15 protein-coding genes are annotated in these 18,678 nt (G+C 56.9%); 5 read left to right on the forward strand and 10 right to left on the reverse strand.

Going from position 1 to position 18,678, the window contains the following annotated elements:
* The first annotated feature begins 331 nt into the window (after positions 1-331).
* Positions 332-1,288 carry an NAD-dependent epimerase/dehydratase family protein gene (locus RLEG4DRAFT_RS27410; protein ID WP_003581685.1) on the forward strand — a complete coding sequence of 319 codons (957 nt, stop codon included), beginning with the start codon at positions 332-334 and terminating at the stop codon, positions 1,286-1,288.
* Between the two features lie 124 nt (positions 1,289-1,412).
* On the opposite strand, the gene RLEG4DRAFT_RS27415 is transcribed toward RLEG4DRAFT_RS27410, so the two are convergent.
* From RLEG4DRAFT_RS27415 to RLEG4DRAFT_RS27430, 4 genes are read right to left on the reverse strand one after another with little or no spacing between them, the layout of a single operon-like run.
* Positions 1,413-2,780, reverse strand: a complete 1,368-nt coding sequence (locus RLEG4DRAFT_RS27415) for a glycosyltransferase (RefSeq protein ID WP_003581686.1) — start codon at positions 2,778-2,780, stop codon at positions 1,413-1,415.
* Complete coding sequence (locus RLEG4DRAFT_RS27420; RefSeq protein WP_003581687.1) at positions 2,773-3,957, reverse strand: glycosyltransferase family 2 protein; 1,185 nt, start codon at positions 3,955-3,957, stop codon at positions 2,773-2,775. Before RLEG4DRAFT_RS27420 ends, RLEG4DRAFT_RS27415 begins: the two co-directional genes overlap by 8 nt.
* Positions 3,957-5,258 carry an ABC transporter ATP-binding protein gene (locus RLEG4DRAFT_RS27425; RefSeq protein WP_003581688.1) on the reverse strand — a complete coding sequence of 434 codons (1,302 nt, stop codon included), beginning with the start codon at positions 5,256-5,258 and terminating at the stop codon, positions 3,957-3,959. Before RLEG4DRAFT_RS27425 ends, RLEG4DRAFT_RS27420 begins: the two co-directional genes overlap by 1 nt.
* Entirely contained in the window at positions 5,255-6,103 is an 849-nt protein-coding gene (locus RLEG4DRAFT_RS27430; protein ID WP_003581689.1) for an ABC transporter permease, read from the reverse strand. Before RLEG4DRAFT_RS27430 ends, RLEG4DRAFT_RS27425 begins: the two co-directional genes overlap by 4 nt.
* Before the next feature lie 116 nt (positions 6,104-6,219).
* Between RLEG4DRAFT_RS27430 and RLEG4DRAFT_RS27435 the strand changes: the two genes are divergently transcribed.
* On the forward strand, positions 6,220-9,270 hold the full coding sequence (locus tag RLEG4DRAFT_RS27435) for a trifunctional glycosyltransferase/class I SAM-dependent methyltransferase/polysaccharide deacetylase (RefSeq protein ID WP_003581690.1): 3,051 nt from the start codon (positions 6,220-6,222) through the stop codon (positions 9,268-9,270).
* Here RLEG4DRAFT_RS27435 and RLEG4DRAFT_RS27440 read toward each other — a convergent pair.
* Positions 9,259-10,308 carry a glycosyltransferase family 2 protein gene (locus tag RLEG4DRAFT_RS27440; RefSeq protein ID WP_003581691.1) on the reverse strand — a complete coding sequence of 350 codons (1,050 nt, stop codon included), beginning with the start codon at positions 10,306-10,308 and terminating at the stop codon, positions 9,259-9,261. The two genes, RLEG4DRAFT_RS27435 and RLEG4DRAFT_RS27440, sit on opposite strands and share 12 nt — an antisense overlap.
* A gap of 1,612 nt (positions 10,309-11,920) precedes the next feature.
* On the opposite strand from RLEG4DRAFT_RS27440, the gene RLEG4DRAFT_RS27445 reads away from it, so the two are divergent.
* A complete protein-coding gene (locus tag RLEG4DRAFT_RS27445; RefSeq protein WP_003565801.1) occupies positions 11,921-12,127 on the forward strand; it encodes a hypothetical protein in 207 nt (68 codons plus the stop codon).
* 402 nt (positions 12,128-12,529) lie between these two features.
* On the opposite strand, the gene RLEG4DRAFT_RS27450 is transcribed toward RLEG4DRAFT_RS27445, so the two are convergent.
* The 4 genes from RLEG4DRAFT_RS27450 to RLEG4DRAFT_RS27465 form a co-directional block, all read right to left on the reverse strand.
* Positions 12,530-12,778, reverse strand: coding sequence for a hypothetical protein (locus tag RLEG4DRAFT_RS27450; RefSeq protein ID WP_003581692.1), 249 nt, complete (start codon positions 12,776-12,778; stop codon positions 12,530-12,532).
* A 102-nt stretch (positions 12,779-12,880) separates the two neighbouring features.
* Complete coding sequence (locus RLEG4DRAFT_RS27455; RefSeq protein WP_003581693.1) at positions 12,881-13,588, reverse strand: TfuA-like protein; 708 nt, start codon at positions 13,586-13,588, stop codon at positions 12,881-12,883.
* Positions 13,585-14,775: a YcaO-like family protein gene (locus RLEG4DRAFT_RS27460; protein WP_037094870.1), complete on the reverse strand. Its 1,191-nt coding sequence runs from the start codon at positions 14,773-14,775 to the stop codon at positions 13,585-13,587. Before RLEG4DRAFT_RS27460 ends, RLEG4DRAFT_RS27455 begins: the two co-directional genes overlap by 4 nt.
* A 214-nt stretch (positions 14,776-14,989) precedes the next feature.
* Complete coding sequence (locus RLEG4DRAFT_RS27465; protein WP_003581695.1) at positions 14,990-15,415, reverse strand: helix-turn-helix domain-containing protein; 426 nt, start codon at positions 15,413-15,415, stop codon at positions 14,990-14,992.
* A gap of 654 nt (positions 15,416-16,069) precedes the next feature.
* Here RLEG4DRAFT_RS27465 and RLEG4DRAFT_RS27470 point away from each other — a divergent pair.
* Complete coding sequence (locus tag RLEG4DRAFT_RS27470; RefSeq protein WP_003581696.1) at positions 16,070-16,957, forward strand: DUF6030 family protein; 888 nt, start codon at positions 16,070-16,072, stop codon at positions 16,955-16,957.
* 45 nt (positions 16,958-17,002) lie between these two features.
* Here RLEG4DRAFT_RS27470 and RLEG4DRAFT_RS27475 read toward each other — a convergent pair whose 3' ends face one another.
* Positions 17,003-17,311, reverse strand: coding sequence for a hypothetical protein (locus RLEG4DRAFT_RS27475; protein ID WP_245277992.1), 309 nt, complete (start codon positions 17,309-17,311; stop codon positions 17,003-17,005).
* A 271-nt stretch (positions 17,312-17,582) separates the two neighbouring features.
* Between RLEG4DRAFT_RS27475 and RLEG4DRAFT_RS27480 the strand changes: the two genes are divergently transcribed.
* Entirely contained in the window at positions 17,583-18,656 is a 1,074-nt protein-coding gene (locus tag RLEG4DRAFT_RS27480) for an endo-1,4-beta-xylanase (protein ID WP_003581699.1), read from the forward strand.
* Positions 18,657-18,678: the final 22 nt, after the last annotated feature.

An 18,678-nucleotide genomic window follows, 5' to 3' on the forward strand; every position in this document is an offset into this window, starting at 1 on the left:
ACCTGGCTGGCCGGCGTGAGTGCATGCCGGCCCCGAAGTCCCCGCTAAGTGTATGGCATCATTTGGATTCTGCCTCGCACCTCCGAAAATCGAGTCAGACGTTAGTCCGATGCCGAGCCGGCGCCCTCATGATACACAAACCGGTGCGATCGACGGACGCCTTCCGGCGCCGGTGACCCGATGCCGAATCGGCGGGTACTACCTTAAGTAAAACATATGAATAATTAAGATTAATAAGGGAGTATTTCCTAGAGTATTTCTAATGAATTGCCACGCCTGAAAGGTGATGCTAATAAACACTCACATTCTCAACGTCACAAGGCACAATGCAATGAAAAGCGTATTGATTTCGGGCGGGGCTGGATTTATCGGCTCGCATTTGTGCGACCGGCTTTTACTTAGAACGGATGTCCAAAAGCTGGTTGTTGTTGACAATCTCTGGACCGGACTTTTCGCCAATATTGCCCACGTCAGGGATCCCCGCTTTCACTTCGTGAAGTCGGACGTCGAGACGCTGCAGAGTTCTGAAAAATTCGATGAGATCTATCATCTTGCGTCCCCGGCATCGCCGCCGTGGTATATGAAGGAGCCGCAGAGGACGATCTCCGCCAACCTTCTCGGCGCCTTCCGGCTGCTGGACCTCTTGAAAAAGGGCGGGCGTTTCTGTTTCACCTCGACCTCCGAAGTCTATGGCGACCCTTTGGTGTCGCCGCAGCCGGAATCCTACAAGGGCCAGGTGGACTGCACCGGGCCGCGCTCGTCCTACGACGAGAGCAAGCGCTGCACGGAATCGCTGCTGTTCGAATTGCAGCGCACCCGCGGGCTCGACGTCAGGGTCGTCCGCCCCTTCAACACTTACGGTCCCCGCACACGGCCAGACGACGGCCGCGCCGTCTCCAACTTCATTACCCAGGCGCTGGCGGGCCGGCCGATCACCGTGTTCGGCGACGGCATGCAGTCCCGCAGTTGGGGTTATATCGATGACATCGTCGATGGCTTCGCCCGATATTTCTGGATCGAGGAAACCGACTACAGGGGACCTCTGAATGTCGGCAACGATCGCGAAATCTCGGTTCTCGAAGTCGCGCAATATGTTTCCCGCCTCGTCGGCGGCGCGCCAATCGTCTTCGAGCCGTCACCGCCGCAGGACCCGACCAACAGAAGGCCGGACCTGACCAATGCGAACTACGTCATGCCCGATTGGTCGTGCAAGGTCTCCTACGAACAGGGCGTGGCCATGACGCTCGACTGGTTCAGGAAAAGCATGACGGCGGGCGCGGCGGAATAAACCATAACGGCCTGAAGTCGTCTAAGCATTGAGCTATACTTTCTCCTGCTCTCAAATGCCGGCGCGTCGGCATGGGCGCGGGCGGACGTCTGAACCTGGCGCTCGGCCGCAGCAGCGCCGGCCGCTACGATTGACTCGTATTGTCATAGAGTGCTGAACGCAATTTCGCCCGCATCCACTGGACGTGCTGTTCGATTGTGTGCGCGCGGAAACTGGGATCATTGAGGGTGTTCAATGTGAAGTCGGACAAAAGCGTGGGGACGTTGGTGGGCTGACCCTGCCATTCGGCAAGCGCCACAGGAAGATATCCGCATATTGCCTGGCGGCTCAGCCACGGACGGAAGTGCCGTGCGTCCCACGGTTCGGCGCCGATCTGGTGATGCATGTCGCCGACGCGGACCGTCCCATTCACGATACGAGCAGCGAGGGGTCGGCGTTCCGCCAGCATAGCTTCGGCTGCCTCAAGGCCTTGGTCCAGATTGATCTCGAGCACCTCGATTTCGCCAGCAGAGGCGGTCGGATCCGTCGGAAGCCGCCAGTCCTCACCCAACACTTCGGCGGCGCCGCGAAGATAATGATATCCATTGAGCTGTCGCTCTATCTTCTCGTAGAGCCTGCGAAGGCCAGCCTTTTCCAACATTTGGAGGACGCGGGGGCCAGTCTTGACGAGGGGTGCAAGGACAGAACCGGCGCGGGTAGCGATGGTCCTTTGCAGACGTTTCTTCCGCCCCTTTCTTCCGGCAAACCGATGGATCTCGAGCCGTCGCTGTATGTCGGGGTGCTTGAGAGCCATCAAGGCATCGGAGCGCCCCTCTTGATGCCTGCGCACCATCTTTCCGGCGAGTGTCGTCGTCTGATGTTCAAGGTGATAGCCCAATGCGTCAGCGGCAAAACGAATTGGAACTCCCTTTTTGATCAGACGTAGACCAAATTCGAAGTCTTCTCGTGCACGAGCGAATTGAGGATCGAGCCCGCCCATTGCGTGAAATAGTTCCGCATCCAGCGAAAGGTTTCCTGTCAGCACATCGGTAAAAGCGAACCGATGTCCAGGGCGGGACACGCGCTCGAAGTGCCTCGTCCACCAAGCGCGCGCGCTGAGGCGGAAGCGGTCCTTTGCAAGGTGCGGAAGTGGTGGGTAGGGGCCTATCACGACGCCCCCAGGGTGGCGCTGATGTTCAAAGACATGCGCCCCAACGAAGTTTTCCCCGGGCTCAATGTCGTCATCAAGGAAGATCAATAAACGGCCGCTCGCGACCTGCGACCCCGCATTGCGGGCGAGTGCCGGACCGACGCCCGGCAACGACAGGGTACGAAGCGGCACGCGGGTACGAAGCGACGCGAGCATTGTCAACGTGTCGTCCTCACACCCGTCCGCCACAACCAGGACTTCGAACGCTGGGGTCCCATCTCGCTGAGCGTCGAGCCTGTCCAGAACCGATCTCAGCATGGCGGCACGATTATGCGTTGGTATGATAACGCTGATGTCAACCACGCTTGTGCCCTGCCTTCAGTGCTCGCGCGCGCGCGCGCAAATAACGAACCGGGCCGCTCGCAGCCCCTCTGAACTGGGTTAAGGCGTCGTTGTAAGGCAGGCTGAATTGGTGTGTATGTCGAGGTTGAAACAATCGCCGAAGAAGCCTGATGTACGAACGAACCATGCGAGGGAGCGCCCGCGGGTTTCCCTCGAACACGAGGGCCTTCGTCAAGATGGCGAACGATGCAGCCTCGTAGCCATACATCTGCTGCTGCAGTTCCTTGCTTGAGCGACGATGGCGGTGCCAGTTCAGAGCCTCGGGGTCGTAGATGATCCGATACCCGGCTTCGAGTACACGCCGGAACATGTCTGTGTCGCCACCAGCCAGGCTTAGCGTTCCAGCGTCGAGGGCTTCGTCAAACCACCCTACCGCGTCAACGATCGTTCGGCGCAATGCCATATTGACACCGGCACCCGCATGCCATCCGGTGAATGGGTCCAGGTTGTGGGCGTCATAGACCTGACGCCTGAAACCACGACAAAAACCGCCAAAATGTTGAAAGGCGATCTGCGAGTCCGTTTCCAGCTCTACCGCCATGGTGAGGCCGGTTACGGCCAGCACTAGGGGGTCCTCGAAATTGCGAAGCAAGGTTTTAAGCCATAGCGGGTCGGGGACCGCATCGTCGTCGATGAAGGCGACGACCTCTGCTTCTGCGTTGCGAAGGGCAGTATTGCGCGCGACGTCAAGACCAGGACGCGGTTCGCGCAAATATCTCACAGTGTTGAAGCGGCCGACTAAATCTCGCGTGGCCTCGTTCGATGGCGCATTGTCGACGACCAGAATATCGGCCTTATCGGGCATAGCCAAAAGCCCGGTGAGGCAGCGCTCCAGATCTTCGGTACGATCGCGCGTGCAGATCACGACGGTAGCTTTCGGCAGCTGACTTGGAGTCGGCGACGGGTCAGGGAGGGCCAGCCGATGCCTCAACCAAGCCTCGAACACCGACGAACCGGCCGCAGACAGAATCCGGTCCTTAATTGGCGTCTTGCCGCCATCGGTATCGAAGGCGATCACAGCTTGGCCGCACGGACGACCGGCGACCCGGATCAGCACAAGTGCACCCTGATAGTCACCCGTCGGTTCCAAATCTGGCGGAAGGTCAAGAATGTCGATGTCTCGAACCGCAAGGCGCATCAGGAGTTCGGATCCAAGCTGTGCTGACCCAATGAGCCGTGGTCCGGCGCGGTCGCGGTGGGGAGCGACTGCACCTGCTGCCACTGTGTCGGGGGATTCAACATACCCTTTCTTGGGCCGGGGCCGGTCACGACGAGAGGATAGACTTCGGCATGATAATCGTAAACCTGCTGCCAGTCTGCCGAAAAAAGGCCCACCGTAACGCGATAGTCGCCCGGCGCCAGGTCGATGCGATTGAGTGTTGTTTCGATGCGCACCGTGTCCGAGTCTACGAGAGGGGCGAATTCGGCCAACTTGCTGTCGGTCTCGAAGCAGCACGTATCGTCCGCCGCGTAGACGCCGATGACGATAACGGGGTTGCGATCTCTGCTGGCACCAACATAGGTCAGTGAAATCGACAGCCGGTCGCCCGTAACGATGGTACTTGTCGGCGTGCTTTGCTCGTTCAGCAATGCTACGGCTGTGATCTGGAGTTCGCCATTGCCGAACCGGCTGACCTGCGGCACCAGTTCGACGGGCAGTTTTGTAACGGCGAACGGCTCGTGCTGAACGCTGGCGACCTTCGCATCGACAGCCGAGGTATAAAGTGGGAGCACTTCGTCGATTGGCCCGTAGCCCACGACGCGGCCGCCTCTCAGGAACAGCACGTGATCGCAGATTTCTCTTACCTGCGACACGTCGTGTGACACGAAGAATATGGTGGCGCCGTCGTTCAGTATCTCCTTCACTCTTGCAATGCACTTCTGCTGGAAGGCTTGGTCGCCTACGGCGAGGGCCTCATCGATAAGCAAGACGTCGGGGCGCACATGGACTGCCACGGCGAATGCCAAGCGCATGCGCATCCCGGTGCTATAACTGCGAACCGGGTTTTCAACGGCCGCCTCCAGCTCGGCGAAGGCTACAATCTCGTCAAACCGCTCGGCTACCTCGATCCGCCGCATTCCCGCGATAACACCCAGCAGGAAGATATTCTCGCGCCCCGTCAAATCGTCGGTCAAGCCCGCCCCGATGTCGAGCAAGGCGCCAATTCGACCCATCACCTTGATCTGCCCTTCATCGGGACGACCAACGCCACCGATCAGACGCAGCAAAGTGGACTTCCCCGCCCCGTTTAGCCCGACCACGCCGACAGCTTGCCCTGGCGTCACCGCGAAGCTGATGTGGCGCAGGCCCCAAAAGCTTTTCGACTGTACCGCGGACCGTCCGGACAAAAGGTAACCCTTCAAGGTGGTGGAGCGCGCACCCCCTTGCGCACGGTAGCGCTTTCCGACGTCGTGGACGGTGATGGCGCCTTGTCTCATAGGTCGTCCACCAGGCGTGCGCTGCCACGCTCGACCAGCCAAATGCCGGCAAATAGCATCGGCAAAGAAATCAGCGTAGTCTTCCAATAGATAGCAACGGGAGGCCACACGTGTTCGACGAAAATGGCGCGGTAGCCCTCGAGAATCCAGGCCATCGGGTTCCAGGTGTGTATTAAAGCCATCGGCTCACTTGCCTTAAGTGGGCTGTAGAACACGGGTGTCAGGTAGAAAGCCAGCATCAAAACCACGCCTACCAAATGTTGAGTATCCCGGAAGTGGACATGCGCAACCGCAACAAGATAGGACAGACCCATCGTGAACAGCGCCTGCGCAAGGAAGACGAGTGGAAGTGCCAGGACGCTTAAAGTCAGGCCCCCGGTCTCGAGAAACGAGATGATGAAGAGCAGTGGCAGAGCGAGCAGAAGATGCACTGCCTGTGTGATGACTGTGACAACAGGAAGTATCCCGATCGGAAAGCCCGGCCGGCGCACCAATTCGCTGCTGCCGGTTATGGAAGTCGTCGCTGCCGGTACCGCAGTGCTGAACCAACCCCAGGCCAACACGCCGGAAAAGACGAAAGTGGTGTAATGGGGAATATCCAGCGGAAGGACGTGACGAAAGATCAGCGAAAAAACCAGCAGCTGGCTCAATGGCCGCATCAAGGACCAGCCGAGGCCAATTGCGGACCGTTGATATCTCATCTTCAGATCGCGTGCCAGAAGTGCTAACAGCAAATCGTTCCATTGCAGACAGATGTGGATCAAAGGCTGCCACTGATCACGACGCCAGTATTGGTCCCGTCGCTTCGCGCGATCAAGCGCACCATCCTTGAGATGTTCAGGCATTTCGGCTCACTTTTACCACCAGTTAAATACACCTTGCCTCAAAGTAGTAAAGATCATCATACTCGCGAACTGACCCGGTAACTCTAGCGTGATCTTTGTCGTAGGAAGCAACAATTATGCCCATGGTCTCCATCATTACACCGGCGCATGGAGCGGAAACAACACTTTCCTCGACGTTGGAAAGCCTGGTAGCGCAAACTCATGCTGACTGGGAATGCTTCATCATTGATGATGGTTCAACCGATCGGACCGCTGAGATCGCGGACAGTTTCGCGGCTCGGGATACGCGCTTCCGTGTGCTGCGGCAGAAGCAGAGCGGCGTTTCAGCTGCTCGCAATGCGGGGCTGGCACAGGCGAAAGGCGACTGGGTCGTCTTTCTCGACTCAGACGACGCGCTGGCACCGTTCCATCTCGAAATCATGCTGAGTCACACACGAACTTTGCCGCAGGCCGACATTCTGCATTGCGGTTGGCGCCGCCTGAAAGATGGTGCTCCTTGGTGGAGGTCCCACCCCGCAGTGAAGATGGACAATCCGTTTGCCGAAACAGCACGATATTGCCCCTTCGCGATCCACGCCGCCTTGCTTCGCCGGTCCCGGCTTGCAGAAATCGGCGGCTTCGATCCAGAGATGGCAATGTGCGAGGACTGGGACCTGTGGCAGCGGCTCGCTCGAGCTGGCGCCGAGTTTGCGCCGGTCGAAGATCTGATGGCTGACGTTAGCGTAGCGCCCGGCTCGCTGTCGTCAAACAGGGTTAAGCATCTCGATTTTGGTTTTAAGGTGATCCGGCGCGGCCACCATTCCGATCCGCGCGTCGCCCGTCCGGTGCCGACGCTCGCACAGGGAATAACACAAGCCGCGTTGGGAACAGCTTGCTGGTATCTCGCGAGCTGGCTCGTCGGCGCCTCAATAGGTCAGGGCGATAGTCCTCGCGAACTGCTTGACCGAGTGGCAGAGCCTATCCCACCTGACGCCGATGCCTACGCGCTCAGCGCAATAATGGTGGACGGGATTGTGGTCGGCGCCTTCCCGGACGAGCCGATTTGGCCCGGACTCTGGTCGAAGATCCAGAGCAAGCTTCCCGAGCTAGAGGCTTGGTTTAATCGGCATGGTCCCCAAGAAGCTTTTGGTTCCCTGCTGGTTCGTTCACTGGAGCGAAAGGTCGCTGACCAGCTGCCGACCAACGTGCCCCTCACGATCGGAACAACAAGGATACAGCCAATTGATTTGGACCAACCTATCGTCGACCTGATCTTACCCGGCATTGAGCGGTTGCGCTGTTGCATCTGGCGAGGTCCGACGCTGCTAGGCCAACTGGAGTTTGTTGTCTTCGGAGCAATCGAAGCGGATGCTTTACGAAATCGACTTAGGAAGGAGTTGGGCCCGGAGTTCGACGATCTGCAGCACCCAACGGCGGTTTTGTCGGCAGAGGATGGCCTAGTCAATCTTCCTGATCAGGAAGACGGGCGCGCCGCCGCCGCCAGCATGGCAGCGCCAAGCCACCGCGGAGTAGCTCAACGAGTGCTGACACTCATGGAGAAAATACCATACTGGGCCGGAGCTAAGACAGGAACGGCTTGGTGGAGCAAGGAAGAGCCGGCACCAACACCTGTCGACTCGATATTGGGCATGGCGCATGCCGGGCGCGCCGAATTCGATCGAATCGTTGAAGAGGAAAGCCAGCGGGCGGCTGCAGCCTCAACGCAGATGTCAAAGGCGACGCCGTCGAAAAAAACCGGCCCGGTGGGCGATGAGGTGCCGAGGTACGATACGGAGGCGTACTGGGAGGAGCTGTTTTCCCAGGTCGATCCTTGGGACTACCGAAACAACTATGAGACTGTGAAATATCTTCAAACACTCTCGTTGTTGGACGATCGGCGCTTTTCAAACGGCCTTGAGCTGGCTTGTGCGGAAGGAACCTTTACACGGATGTTGGCCTCCCGCGTCGACAACCTGCTGGCGACCGACATTTCGGCGTCGGCAGTCGCGCGAGCGGCCTCGCTTCAGGACCATGATTCCGCGGTAGCCTATCGGCAGCTGGATCTTTTAAGCGACAAGCTGGGAGGCCCTTACGATCTCATCGTCTGCAGTGAAGTTCTGTACTATTTCGAGAACAGAGAAAAACTCCGGCAGATAGTCGATAAGATTGCGGGCAGTCTCCGCACTGGTGGTTGGTTCGTTACCGCCCACGCCAACCTCCTGATTGATATGCCGAATGAGACAGGCTTTGGGTGGCCGCATGAATTTGGTGCGATCGGCATAGGTGAGATGTTTGACCAGCATCCGGATTTAACTCTCTCGGTTGAAGCCAAGAGTCCGCTCTATAGAATCCAAAGGTTCGAGAAGGTGGAGCACGGGGGCTTCCTTGAGCCGACACGCGTGGAAGTAAACACGGCGCAGCCTTTGCCTCTTCAGGTCGCCAGCCAGGTACGCTGGAGAGGGGGGCAAGTTGTGGAAGCGGCCGCAGACTGGAACGATGTCCCGATCTTGATGTATCATCAGGTTTCGGACGACGGCGCGGAACAGCTTGCTCGATACCGCCAGTCTCCGGAGGCTTTCGAAAATCAACTGGCCTTCCTGCGCGACGCCGGATGGCGCGGGATGACTTTGGATCGGCTGCTTGCTTGTTTCGATGAAGGTGCCAAACCGCCGGAAAAGACATTAGTTCTGACCTTCGACGACGCTACGCGCGATTTCATGACGCATGCCCTCCCACTGCTACATCGATACGGCTTCCCATCCTCACTCTTTGTCCCAACCGGTAGGGTCGGCGGCTCTGCAGTGTGGGATTCGGCCTATGGATCGCCGGCTCCACTGCTAACTTGGGAGGAACTTGCGGCAGTCGCGAACAGCGACGTGACATTGGGCGCCCACGGTGTCCGGCACGTGCGTTTATCTGCCCTGGCACCGGAGAGCCTATTGCGAGAGCTTGCCGGCTCCAAAGCTATGCTTGAAAAATGTTTGGGTCGAGACGTGCTGGCGCTCGCATATCCGTACGGCGACTTCGACCCCGCTATCCGGGACATAGCCGAACAGTGTGGTTATCGGATCGGGTTAAGCTGCGTCGGTGGTACGGTCCGGGCGGATGCCGATACACTCGCATTGAAAAGACAGGAGGTTTTTCGCGGGATCACCCAGTCGGAGTTCGCAAATCTGCTATTTGGCTGAGACAAGAATGGGGGGTTCCACCGTCCAACCCGCATCGTACTTTGTGCCTAGAGCAAAGCGATGATTGGGATTTGGGGAGAAATAAGGTTCCTGCTTCAGCCATGATCGGGCTTTTCTTCTGAGGCTCCTCATTGCCTTTGATCTCGCGTCGACCGCAAGCATCTTGGCGGCAATTGGCTTGTCATGTCGCGACATGGTAGCCACAAGTCCGAAGAGCGCGCGGTATTGGCCTTGTTCAACCGCCCTCTGGGCGAGCCACCGGCCACAGCGTCGTAGGCCGGCCCGGATTACAATCCCCTTTTCCGGGTGTCTCTTTAGCATTTCATCCGCGACCAAAATCCAGGACCGAAGCATTCGCGTCAGATTGGCTGACATGTTGTCGGGGGTTTGGCGATAGCCGACAAGATGATCCGGCACCACTGCAAAATGCGAGAGTTCGGCGGCCAGGCAGTAGAAGAGATAATCTTCACATCCCTGCGCTTCGAGCTGTTGAAGTGAGGAGTCAAATCCTCCCGTCGCCTCGAGGACATTCCGCCTTACGAGTGGCGAGCTTCCATTTCCGATGAAGTTTTCGGCAAGCACCTCGTCGAGCACATCTCCCTTAACGGAAATCTCATTGCTCCGGTAAATGACGTAATTCTCGTGGTCGATCATCGCATACCAAGTGTAGACCAGCCCGACTTGTGGGCCGCCTTCCTCCAATGCTACCAATTGTCGCTCAATTTTATCAGGTGACCAAAGGTCATCGGCATCCAGGAATGCCACTAGGTCGGCAGAGGTAGAGCGCCAACCCGCATTTCGAGCAGCAGCGACGCCAGAATTGCTTTGCTTCAACACTCGCACGCGCGGATCAATTTTAACGATGTCTTGCGCAATAGCCAGCGTATCGTCCTTAGAACCGTCGTCCACTACGACGATCTCGAGCGCACGATGCGTTTGATTGCGAACGCTGCTGATTGTTTCAGCCAGAGTTAGTTCCGCGTTGTAGGCCGGGATTACAACAGCAACAGTTACGTCACTTCTTGCCGATTTCTTCAAGCTCTCAACTCCGAAGTCCACACGATCGCAAAGAAGTTACACCAAGATGGACGACTGAGTGTCAATAAATGAAGTACCGGTATTTGACAAAGATATTTCTAGCCAGCCGCTGTTCGTAGTCGATAGATTGCCGGTGCAAAAACGACGCGCGCCGCCAAAAAGACGGTTACCATCTACCTGTGAGCTGATCTGTATCCATCGGTGCACAGCTGTGATGGCCAGCTTTCTTGCCGTGCGCGCCCAACGATCGCTGCAGCGCCCCTCCTCGTCGAGCACAACTGCCCCGCCATCGATGATATCGACGCCGGCCAAAGCGCTCGGGCAGCCCGCTCGTGGATGCGGTGCGGCGATCTCGTTAGCAGGCGTGACGCCTGGCGGCCAAGCATTGTTAAATATCCAAAGTTAGAATCTCCAACCTCACTCAACTGCCGCCATGTTGCTATTGTGTTCCGAAATTTGAAATGCGCCCGAATACCAGTAAGTAAAAATAGATATTAATTCGGGGAAAACGCATTCACCCCAATAATAACATGTGACAATACAGGATTTGCCTGCAATCATACCTTTGCACTGTGCAAACTTTCCTACTGGAGGACCCGCCACCACCCCGGCGGGTTCTCAACTTGCTTGACGGCAAGTCGCCGCAGAAGCACGCCCGTATCGCTGGCTCAACATCAATCTTGTTTCGGACGGTGATATTTCATTGGTGCGATCGCCTTGATGAGAAACCTCCATCGTCGGCAATTGAAGATGGAAGCGCTGTCTATCCCTGCGAATATCTTCACCGACGCTTCAACTGAAAACTGGATTCTTTTCGAGCAGGAAGCGTATCCGGTCGGCAGACAACTGTCATTAAGTCGATATTATTATCATGTAGATATCAAATAGTATAATATCCATATACAATAACAGTACATCTCATAGTAATTATCAGACGGAGCTTAATCATCCTGCAATTGATATTTAAATACAACTTTTGTCTGAAATTCGAAATTTTACCTTCTGATAAATTTCGACTTGCTACATCCAATTTCGAACTCGATTCATTGGCAATTACATTTCCGGAGATATCTGCATTACCCTTCCCACGGGAGAAGAAAATTTCCGGAAAACTGTCCCCGGGTTCTCAATGACATGGAAAGCTTTGCGGTATCGCTGATGAGCTTGTCACGGCTGAAGGACCAACAGCTGGGGATGGCCGTCCCGAATGGGTGCCGATGCAGTTCGCCGTGGCGCGATGACGACATCGGAGAAGAATTGATCTATAATATACTGATAATCAACCGATTTTATAGTTAGTTGCGCCCTACCGGACCAGGTTCGGCGGCCATGGCCGGCCTGTCGTTCCAAACCTCGGCATAGGATCTGGCGTCGCCAACTGAAATCCGCGGCATCGGATGCGACCCGTCGCTGACGCGTTTCCCGATACGAGACAATCGGAGTTCGGGCAATACGAGGCCGTCCCGTTTCGTCCACCTCAAGGTCTTATGGTATGCCAAACCTGTGTCGAAATGGTCGCACCTCGCCGGCGAATTAACCCTTCATAAAGCATTTGCTTGCTCAACTTATAATTTGTGTCATGGTCACTGTAAGTAGTGAGGGAGCCGACCTGATGAGTGATATGGCATCGCATATTCCGGAATTTGGTTACGATGAGCGCGTGATGATCTGCCGGAAGCAGATCGAAAAGGCGGTCTATCAGTTCATTGCAAACACGAAGGTTGACGGATGCGATCCGGCGGAGGTCGCCATGGCCATCGCCGACATAGCCGACGATTACATTCTCCTGCTGGCTCAGAAGCGTAATCTGACCCACTGAGATCAGAGATCGGCCATCGATCGGCCGATCTGCCGGCAGACATGTGACACGCAAAGTCGCCGCCGCTTCCCTGCCAGGAGGCAACGTCAACGAGGTCGCTTATCGCGCGCTATCAAACGCTCAAGCCGAACAGCAAAGCCGGGCGGCAAGCGGACTTCTGACAACACCGGCGAGCCCACAGGCGTTTGTCTCGGCCCCTTATCTCCCCCGCAATCGAATGACAGGCCCCGGTTCGAGAGATGCTGCGTTTCTACACAGCGCACGCAAACCGCGAAAACCGATGTTGATTTTCGCGGTCATCAACATCGGCTTGAACGGTGAACGTTCAACGGCGCGTCAAGCGACGCGCCGTTGTTTTATGCATGTCGTCCCCACACGCTTTACACTACCCGACGCCATGCATTAGTGGCTTCTCACACTCACTTGTGGAACTGGCGAACGCAATTCTGCCAGTTCCCGGGTCAACCCCTCCCCCAATTCCTGCTTCACCGCCTCGAGCGCCAGATCGAGGCAATTCGTAGCGAACGGCAGTTTGACATCTTGGGCGACCTGCCGCGCGTAGGCGATCATCCGTGCCAGCGCAATGATTTCGTTCAGACCGTCTTCCGCCCCTTGGTCTGCATTTACCTTGGCAATCGATGTCACGCCCATGACCATTTCTCCAACGAATTGAAGGAATGATACGCGCGTAGACGAGATCGAGCCCGTGAAAAAAGCGTGACACAACCCTTGGTGAGGAATGCCGCCTTCGATTTACAATGCATGACGCGTACGGAACGCAGTTGCGTGCAGTTTCCAGGGCAGATCGACGTTCGAACGGGTGTCGCGGGCTTCCTGCACGGCTTTCAGCAATTCCAGGGCATCGATGCGTTTTTGATCGACGGAATTCAAAAGGAGTGCCGCCAGCAGTTGCGGACGATCCGCTTCAGCTAGACCGGCGCATTGCTCGACGATCACGCGCCACGTCCGCTTCTTGAAAAAGATCGCCCCTGCCGCATCTTCCAGCTCCTGGCGCAGCCCAGCTGCCAGCAGTCCGCCAACCTCCATCGCATCGAGCGTGGCGCTGACATTGACGAGCGGTATCGTCAGCGGCTTGCTGCCCAGCGCGCTCGGCGCATGCAGGAGTGCGACGGCGGCATCGTCGACCAGCCGGCCGGTGCGATAGTCTTCGAAAATGCGGCCGATCCCGATCATCCAGAACGGGTGACATTCCGCCGCCCGCAAGGCGCCCATGCTTGCTGCCCCAAAAACGGCGACGCCGAGCGACAAAGCGTGGAGAATTTCCTTGTGCCAGACGGGTGCTGCATATTCGAAGCCGCCGTCGATCAGGCCGATGACATTGGCGCCCTGCTCCACCTGAGCCTGGACATCGCCTTGCATGGCAGGCGGCAGGACGCGTATCGCCTCGCCGGCAAGCGACGCCGCATCGGGAAGACTGGGACCTGCGAAAAGGATCTTCAAAACCCCATCCCCTTGGCCAGGGCCCTTGCTCCAAATCGCCGGGCGCGCTCGCCCTCCGGATTTTCGAGCTCAGGGATAACGACCTTGACGACGCTGAAGGGAAGCGTGTCGTCGCTGAGCAGAACTCGGATCACCGAAGCGATCCCTCGGCTGCGCAGAGCATCAAGCACATGTTGAAGCAGCTGCGTCAGATCCTGTTGGCGATATCCTGTCGCCCCGTCACGGCGGATGGCGGCAGGCGGTGCGGCAACCGCATAGAAGGCCCGTCGCATCAGCGGCGGGAGGGATCTCGAAAACGTTGCGGAAGAAATATCATCCCTGGCGCCGCTGATATAGGTCAGCCGGGATTGTACGGCTTCCGTCACCGCCCGAATGGCCGCGCGCACGGGGGACGGATGTGCGCCGGTGCCGCCGGTCACTTCGACGAGGCGAATGTCCCTGTCGGCGTGAAGATGCCTGGAGCCCTGAATCAGCTCCGCAGGACCCAGCATGGCGGTGAAACAGGGGATTGCGATATCGCTGGTGATATCGAACAGCCTGAGCGCCAATCCCGATGCTTCGATCTTGTCGACCAGTCCGTTAAGGGCATCGTCCTCAAAACCGCGGGGATCGACGCAGGCGGCATAGCGATCGGCTTCCCCGCCCACCTGCCACAGCACGTGAGCGTCACGCTCGATACGTTCCAGCACGCCATGAAAGATGGCCTCCTCGGCACTGTTTCCCGAAGCCAGGCCATCCGACGACATCCAGTATCGCGCGTCACGCGTCCGGTCGAGCACCACCGTTTCGAAGGGAATGTGGATCTCGCCGCCCGTAAGGATATTGATGCCGGAAACCCAGTCGGTCTCGTCATCCGGCCCGAGATCGGGTTTATGGACGGCGGTCAGGCAGCTCAACCGGTCGACCTGGCAGCCCATCGCCTGCAGGCGGGATGAGGAACCATGGATGCGCTTGACGAAGGGTTCGCCGGCAACCGCCCGTTCGAGCGCCTCCATGACAGTGGATACCTTGGCGTCCAGATCGGTCAGGCCCTTTCCCTGAGAAATGACGATCGACCGCGAATTTGGGGCATAGGCGCACCAGACAGGGATTCCGATCTCGTCCAATCCGGTATGCCGCGCGACCCTGGTGATGCCGAACCTTTCCAAAAACGGTTCGACGCGGGAAAGAGTTTCCCCCGGCGATATGATCCTGTCGGAATAGCCGGCCCGGTGTGTCAAAATGCCGCCTCAACCGGCGACGTCACTCCACAAAAGCTGAGCCAATTGATAAGGGCTGAATTCATAGCGCACCGGCATAGATGGGGTCATCAAGCCCCTTGATCGGAGATCGGAGCGGATCGCCAGTCGCCTCGATCAACCGCAGGTCGCCGAATGTCTGCAGGTGAAGCACGATCAATTCTCAACCATTTACAACCGGGTCCTGAAACTCACCGTCGATATCAGACAGCCCCGCGACCGCCAGACTTCTGGCCAAGGCCACCAGTTTTTGCCTGATATTCGGATCCTCGATGGCGATGAAAGCCTTGTTGAGCGCCAGCCCCTCCTTCGAGGACAAAAACCTGTTCAATTCGCTGGTCTCGCCTTCGATTGGTCCGGAACCGCCGTTCTCGAAGAAAAAGCCGATGGGCACCCGAAGAATCTCGGATATGCGCTGAAGGCGGCTGGCGCCTATTCGGTTCGTCCCTTTTTCGTATTTCTGGATCTGCTGGAAGGTAATCCCCAGAAGTTCGGCCAGACCGTGCTGGGTCATCCCGAGCGTCTTTCGCCGGACCCTGACGCGGTTACCAACATAGACGTCGATCGAATTCGGGGATTTAGCCTTCATGTGAATAAGTCTCCCACTTTATCAGCATGCCCAGCCATATAATGGAGAGTTTAAGCAAAAATGCAACTAAAAGTAAATATTTCGTAAGGATTTTTTTCCGCCCTGCGGACAGTAACAAAACAACCTGCGGATTATTTCAGCGGATGCCCTTGGAACGGATGCGCATCGAACTACCGCGCGCACTGCTCTTTGAAATAAGGGCCGCTCCGTCACCTTCTTCCAGACACGCTTTTGAGCCAGGGCGATCACCGACTTGGCCATAACGGGATTCTTCCGACATATTCAAAACGGACCCTGTCGAAGCGACATCCAGCAGCAGCGTGCTCAGAGTGATTTCGACCAGAAATTGATCTGCCCATGATTCATATGCGGCATGAAGTGATTATCCCCCAAGTAACAAGAACAGAAAATATATAATCTGGAGTTTTACAATCAAGACAAAACCAGCGGCGACCTAGAGCGATGTCCGACAGTGACGAGCGGTTCCCGATTGAATGTTGATGCACCTCTGCCGAATCTATCGCGCCCATCCTGATGGTGAGACACAAAGGCGCCCAATTGCCGACACGGAGCCAAAGATATTTAACGGATAAATGTATACTGCTGGATTTAGACAGCTCGATCGAAACCCTTCTCGCACCGGAGAAGACAAGCTTGCCCGATAATTCGTCGCCCGCAAATGCGAAACAGCCATTGGGAAAACCGAAGATTCCCGTGGTCTTCTGGTTGCTGCTGACGATCTCCCTCTCGCTGATCATGGGAACGGTGCTTCTTTCCAACGATATGAAACACCTGAAGACGGTGAGCCATTATTTTGGCTTCGATCTCTTTCCCCCTGACGTCAGGCCGCCTCCCCCCAAAGCCCTTCCGCGCCCCACGCCGCCTGCGACCTTCGGGCTTCCCTTGCATCTCATCGAACCGCCCTTGGCACAGACCGCCTCGACTTTTCTACGCACATGGCGAATATCCGGGCCGGCAATGTGTGCGGCGCTGCGCGACGCCGGCATCGCAACCAGCGATTGGGCAGCGGCGAGCTTTAACGCCGATACGTTCGAATGCTTTTTCGAACATGGCGGCAAGCGAGAGAAGGACCAGCTTCCGAACTCCATCTTCGTCATCGTTCGCGGCGACGCCGCCGGCGCGATCAACAATATGCGGGTGAAAATCATCAATCCCGAGACGGATCAAAACGGCCAGCTCGATCCCGGCATTCTGCGAATCTTCGAAACCATGTTGCGCCAGCCGCAATGGCTCGATTTCCATGAGACGCTGACCGCAATCAAGAATCTGAAGGACATCAAGGAAGACGGCTTCGGAGCCAGTATCAACTTCACCCGTGAGGTGCTCAATCCCGGGCGCTATAATTTCACGCTGTCGCTGGATGCGACCTCGGGACCGCAGAAAAGAACAAGAAGCTATTTTTCCGACAGAACATGGCTTCCATCGCCGGAACCCACGGTCGAAACCGACGGGCGCCCGGCACCGGTATCCACACCTGCCGATGCCGAGGGACCGGCAAAGAATGCGGACCATCCGCAATAGAGAAATTCCTGCAAAAGTGCGTAGCGGTTTTGCGTGCGGCGGCTATCAGGCCATGTAACTTGCATCGTCGTGATGCCTCGCCAGAAGCCTGTAAAGTTCTTTCAGGCTGTCCGCACTCGGACGTTCGGTGCTGTCATCGCCCGCCAGGCGCCAGACACGCTCGACATTGAGGTCCTGCGTGACCTGGGCAAGATCATCGTTCAGAGAGCGAATGGCGAGTGCCGATCGACGCAACCGCAAGGATGCTCTGATCAGCGCTGCAAACAGGATGACGATGAAGCCGACGACGCCGAGGACAAGGGCTGTGAACTGCCGGACGTCGAGAAGAGATAGATCGTTTCGGACAGTCGCCATAAAAAAAACGGCATTTTGAAATGCCATATGAAAACAGCTCATCAGATAGCTAAACCAATCTTGCATCGCGAGCGCCCCTCCAGAGCGGTATCTATCTTGGAGGATAGCTGGAAAGTCTAGCAGATACTGACAATATCCCCTGGTTCGAAACTATATTTGAGGTTGCATTACTCTACTGAATTGAACGCAAACCCCGCGATGGATCGCTGCCGGCGACCCGGCCCTTTAAACGCCGCCGCGGACATGAAAAAAGCCAACAGTGAGAGATAGAATGAATAGAAGACGTTTCCTCGCCTCGATTCCGCTTGCCCTGTTGTATGCTAATGCTGGCGACGTCCTGGCACAGGTGCCTCCCGCCAGAGGGTTACGCGCCCTTGCCGACAGCAAGGCCTTCCGATTTGGATCGGCAATCGACCTGCAGAACATCAACGACCCAATCGCGTCCGGGATCTATACCGACAACGTCAATTCGATAACGCCGCGAAACGAGCTGAAATGGAATGCGACGGAAAAGCGACCGGGTGTTTTCAGCTTCAAGAGTGCAGACCTTATGGTTGCATTTGCACGCAAAAACAACATGAGGGTTTATGGCCATACGCTGATCTGGTATCGCGTCCCGGAATGGGTCTCGGACATCGACGATGCCAAGACGATTCAGGCGGCGATGAACCGTCATATTAAACAGGTTGTCACTCGCTATAAGAACTCGATCGACGCTTGGGATGTGGTGAACGAGCCGTTGGAATATGATGCGCCGGACATGCGGGACTGTGTTTTCCGTCGCCTTCTTGGCGACGACTATATTCGTATGAGCTTCGACATGGCGCACGAGGCCAATCCCGGGGCGACGCTGGTGCTCAATGAAACGCATTTGGAGAAAAAATCCGACGTGTTCGAACAGAAGCGCGCGCGCATCTTGAAGATCGTCGAGGATCTCGTCGCCAAGAAGACGCCGATCGGCGCTGTCGGCCTGCAGTCGCATTTCCGCCCCGGCCTCGACCGGATTGATCCGGAGGGAATGGGCCGTTTCTGCGCAGCGCTGAAGGATATGGGTGTCGGCGTTTTCATCACCGAACTCGATGCGTCCTGCCACTTCCTGAAGCGCGACAAAGGCTTCACGCCGGCGTCATACGCCGATATTTTCAGCGACGTGATCGCCGTGGCGGCCGAGCGTGGCGACTTGAAAGGCGTGACGGTATGGGGCATGTCGGAAAAATACGGCGAGCCCGACGAGAAGGGGGCCGGCCCCGACGCGGCGTGCACCAAGCGCGTTAATCTTTATGACGAAAGCAATACGCCGAGAAGTGCGGTTGATGGCATCCGACGAGCAATAGAGGCGATGTGATGCACAAGACAACGGAGACATC

This window comes from Rhizobium leguminosarum bv. trifolii WSM2297, from assembly GCF_000271845.1.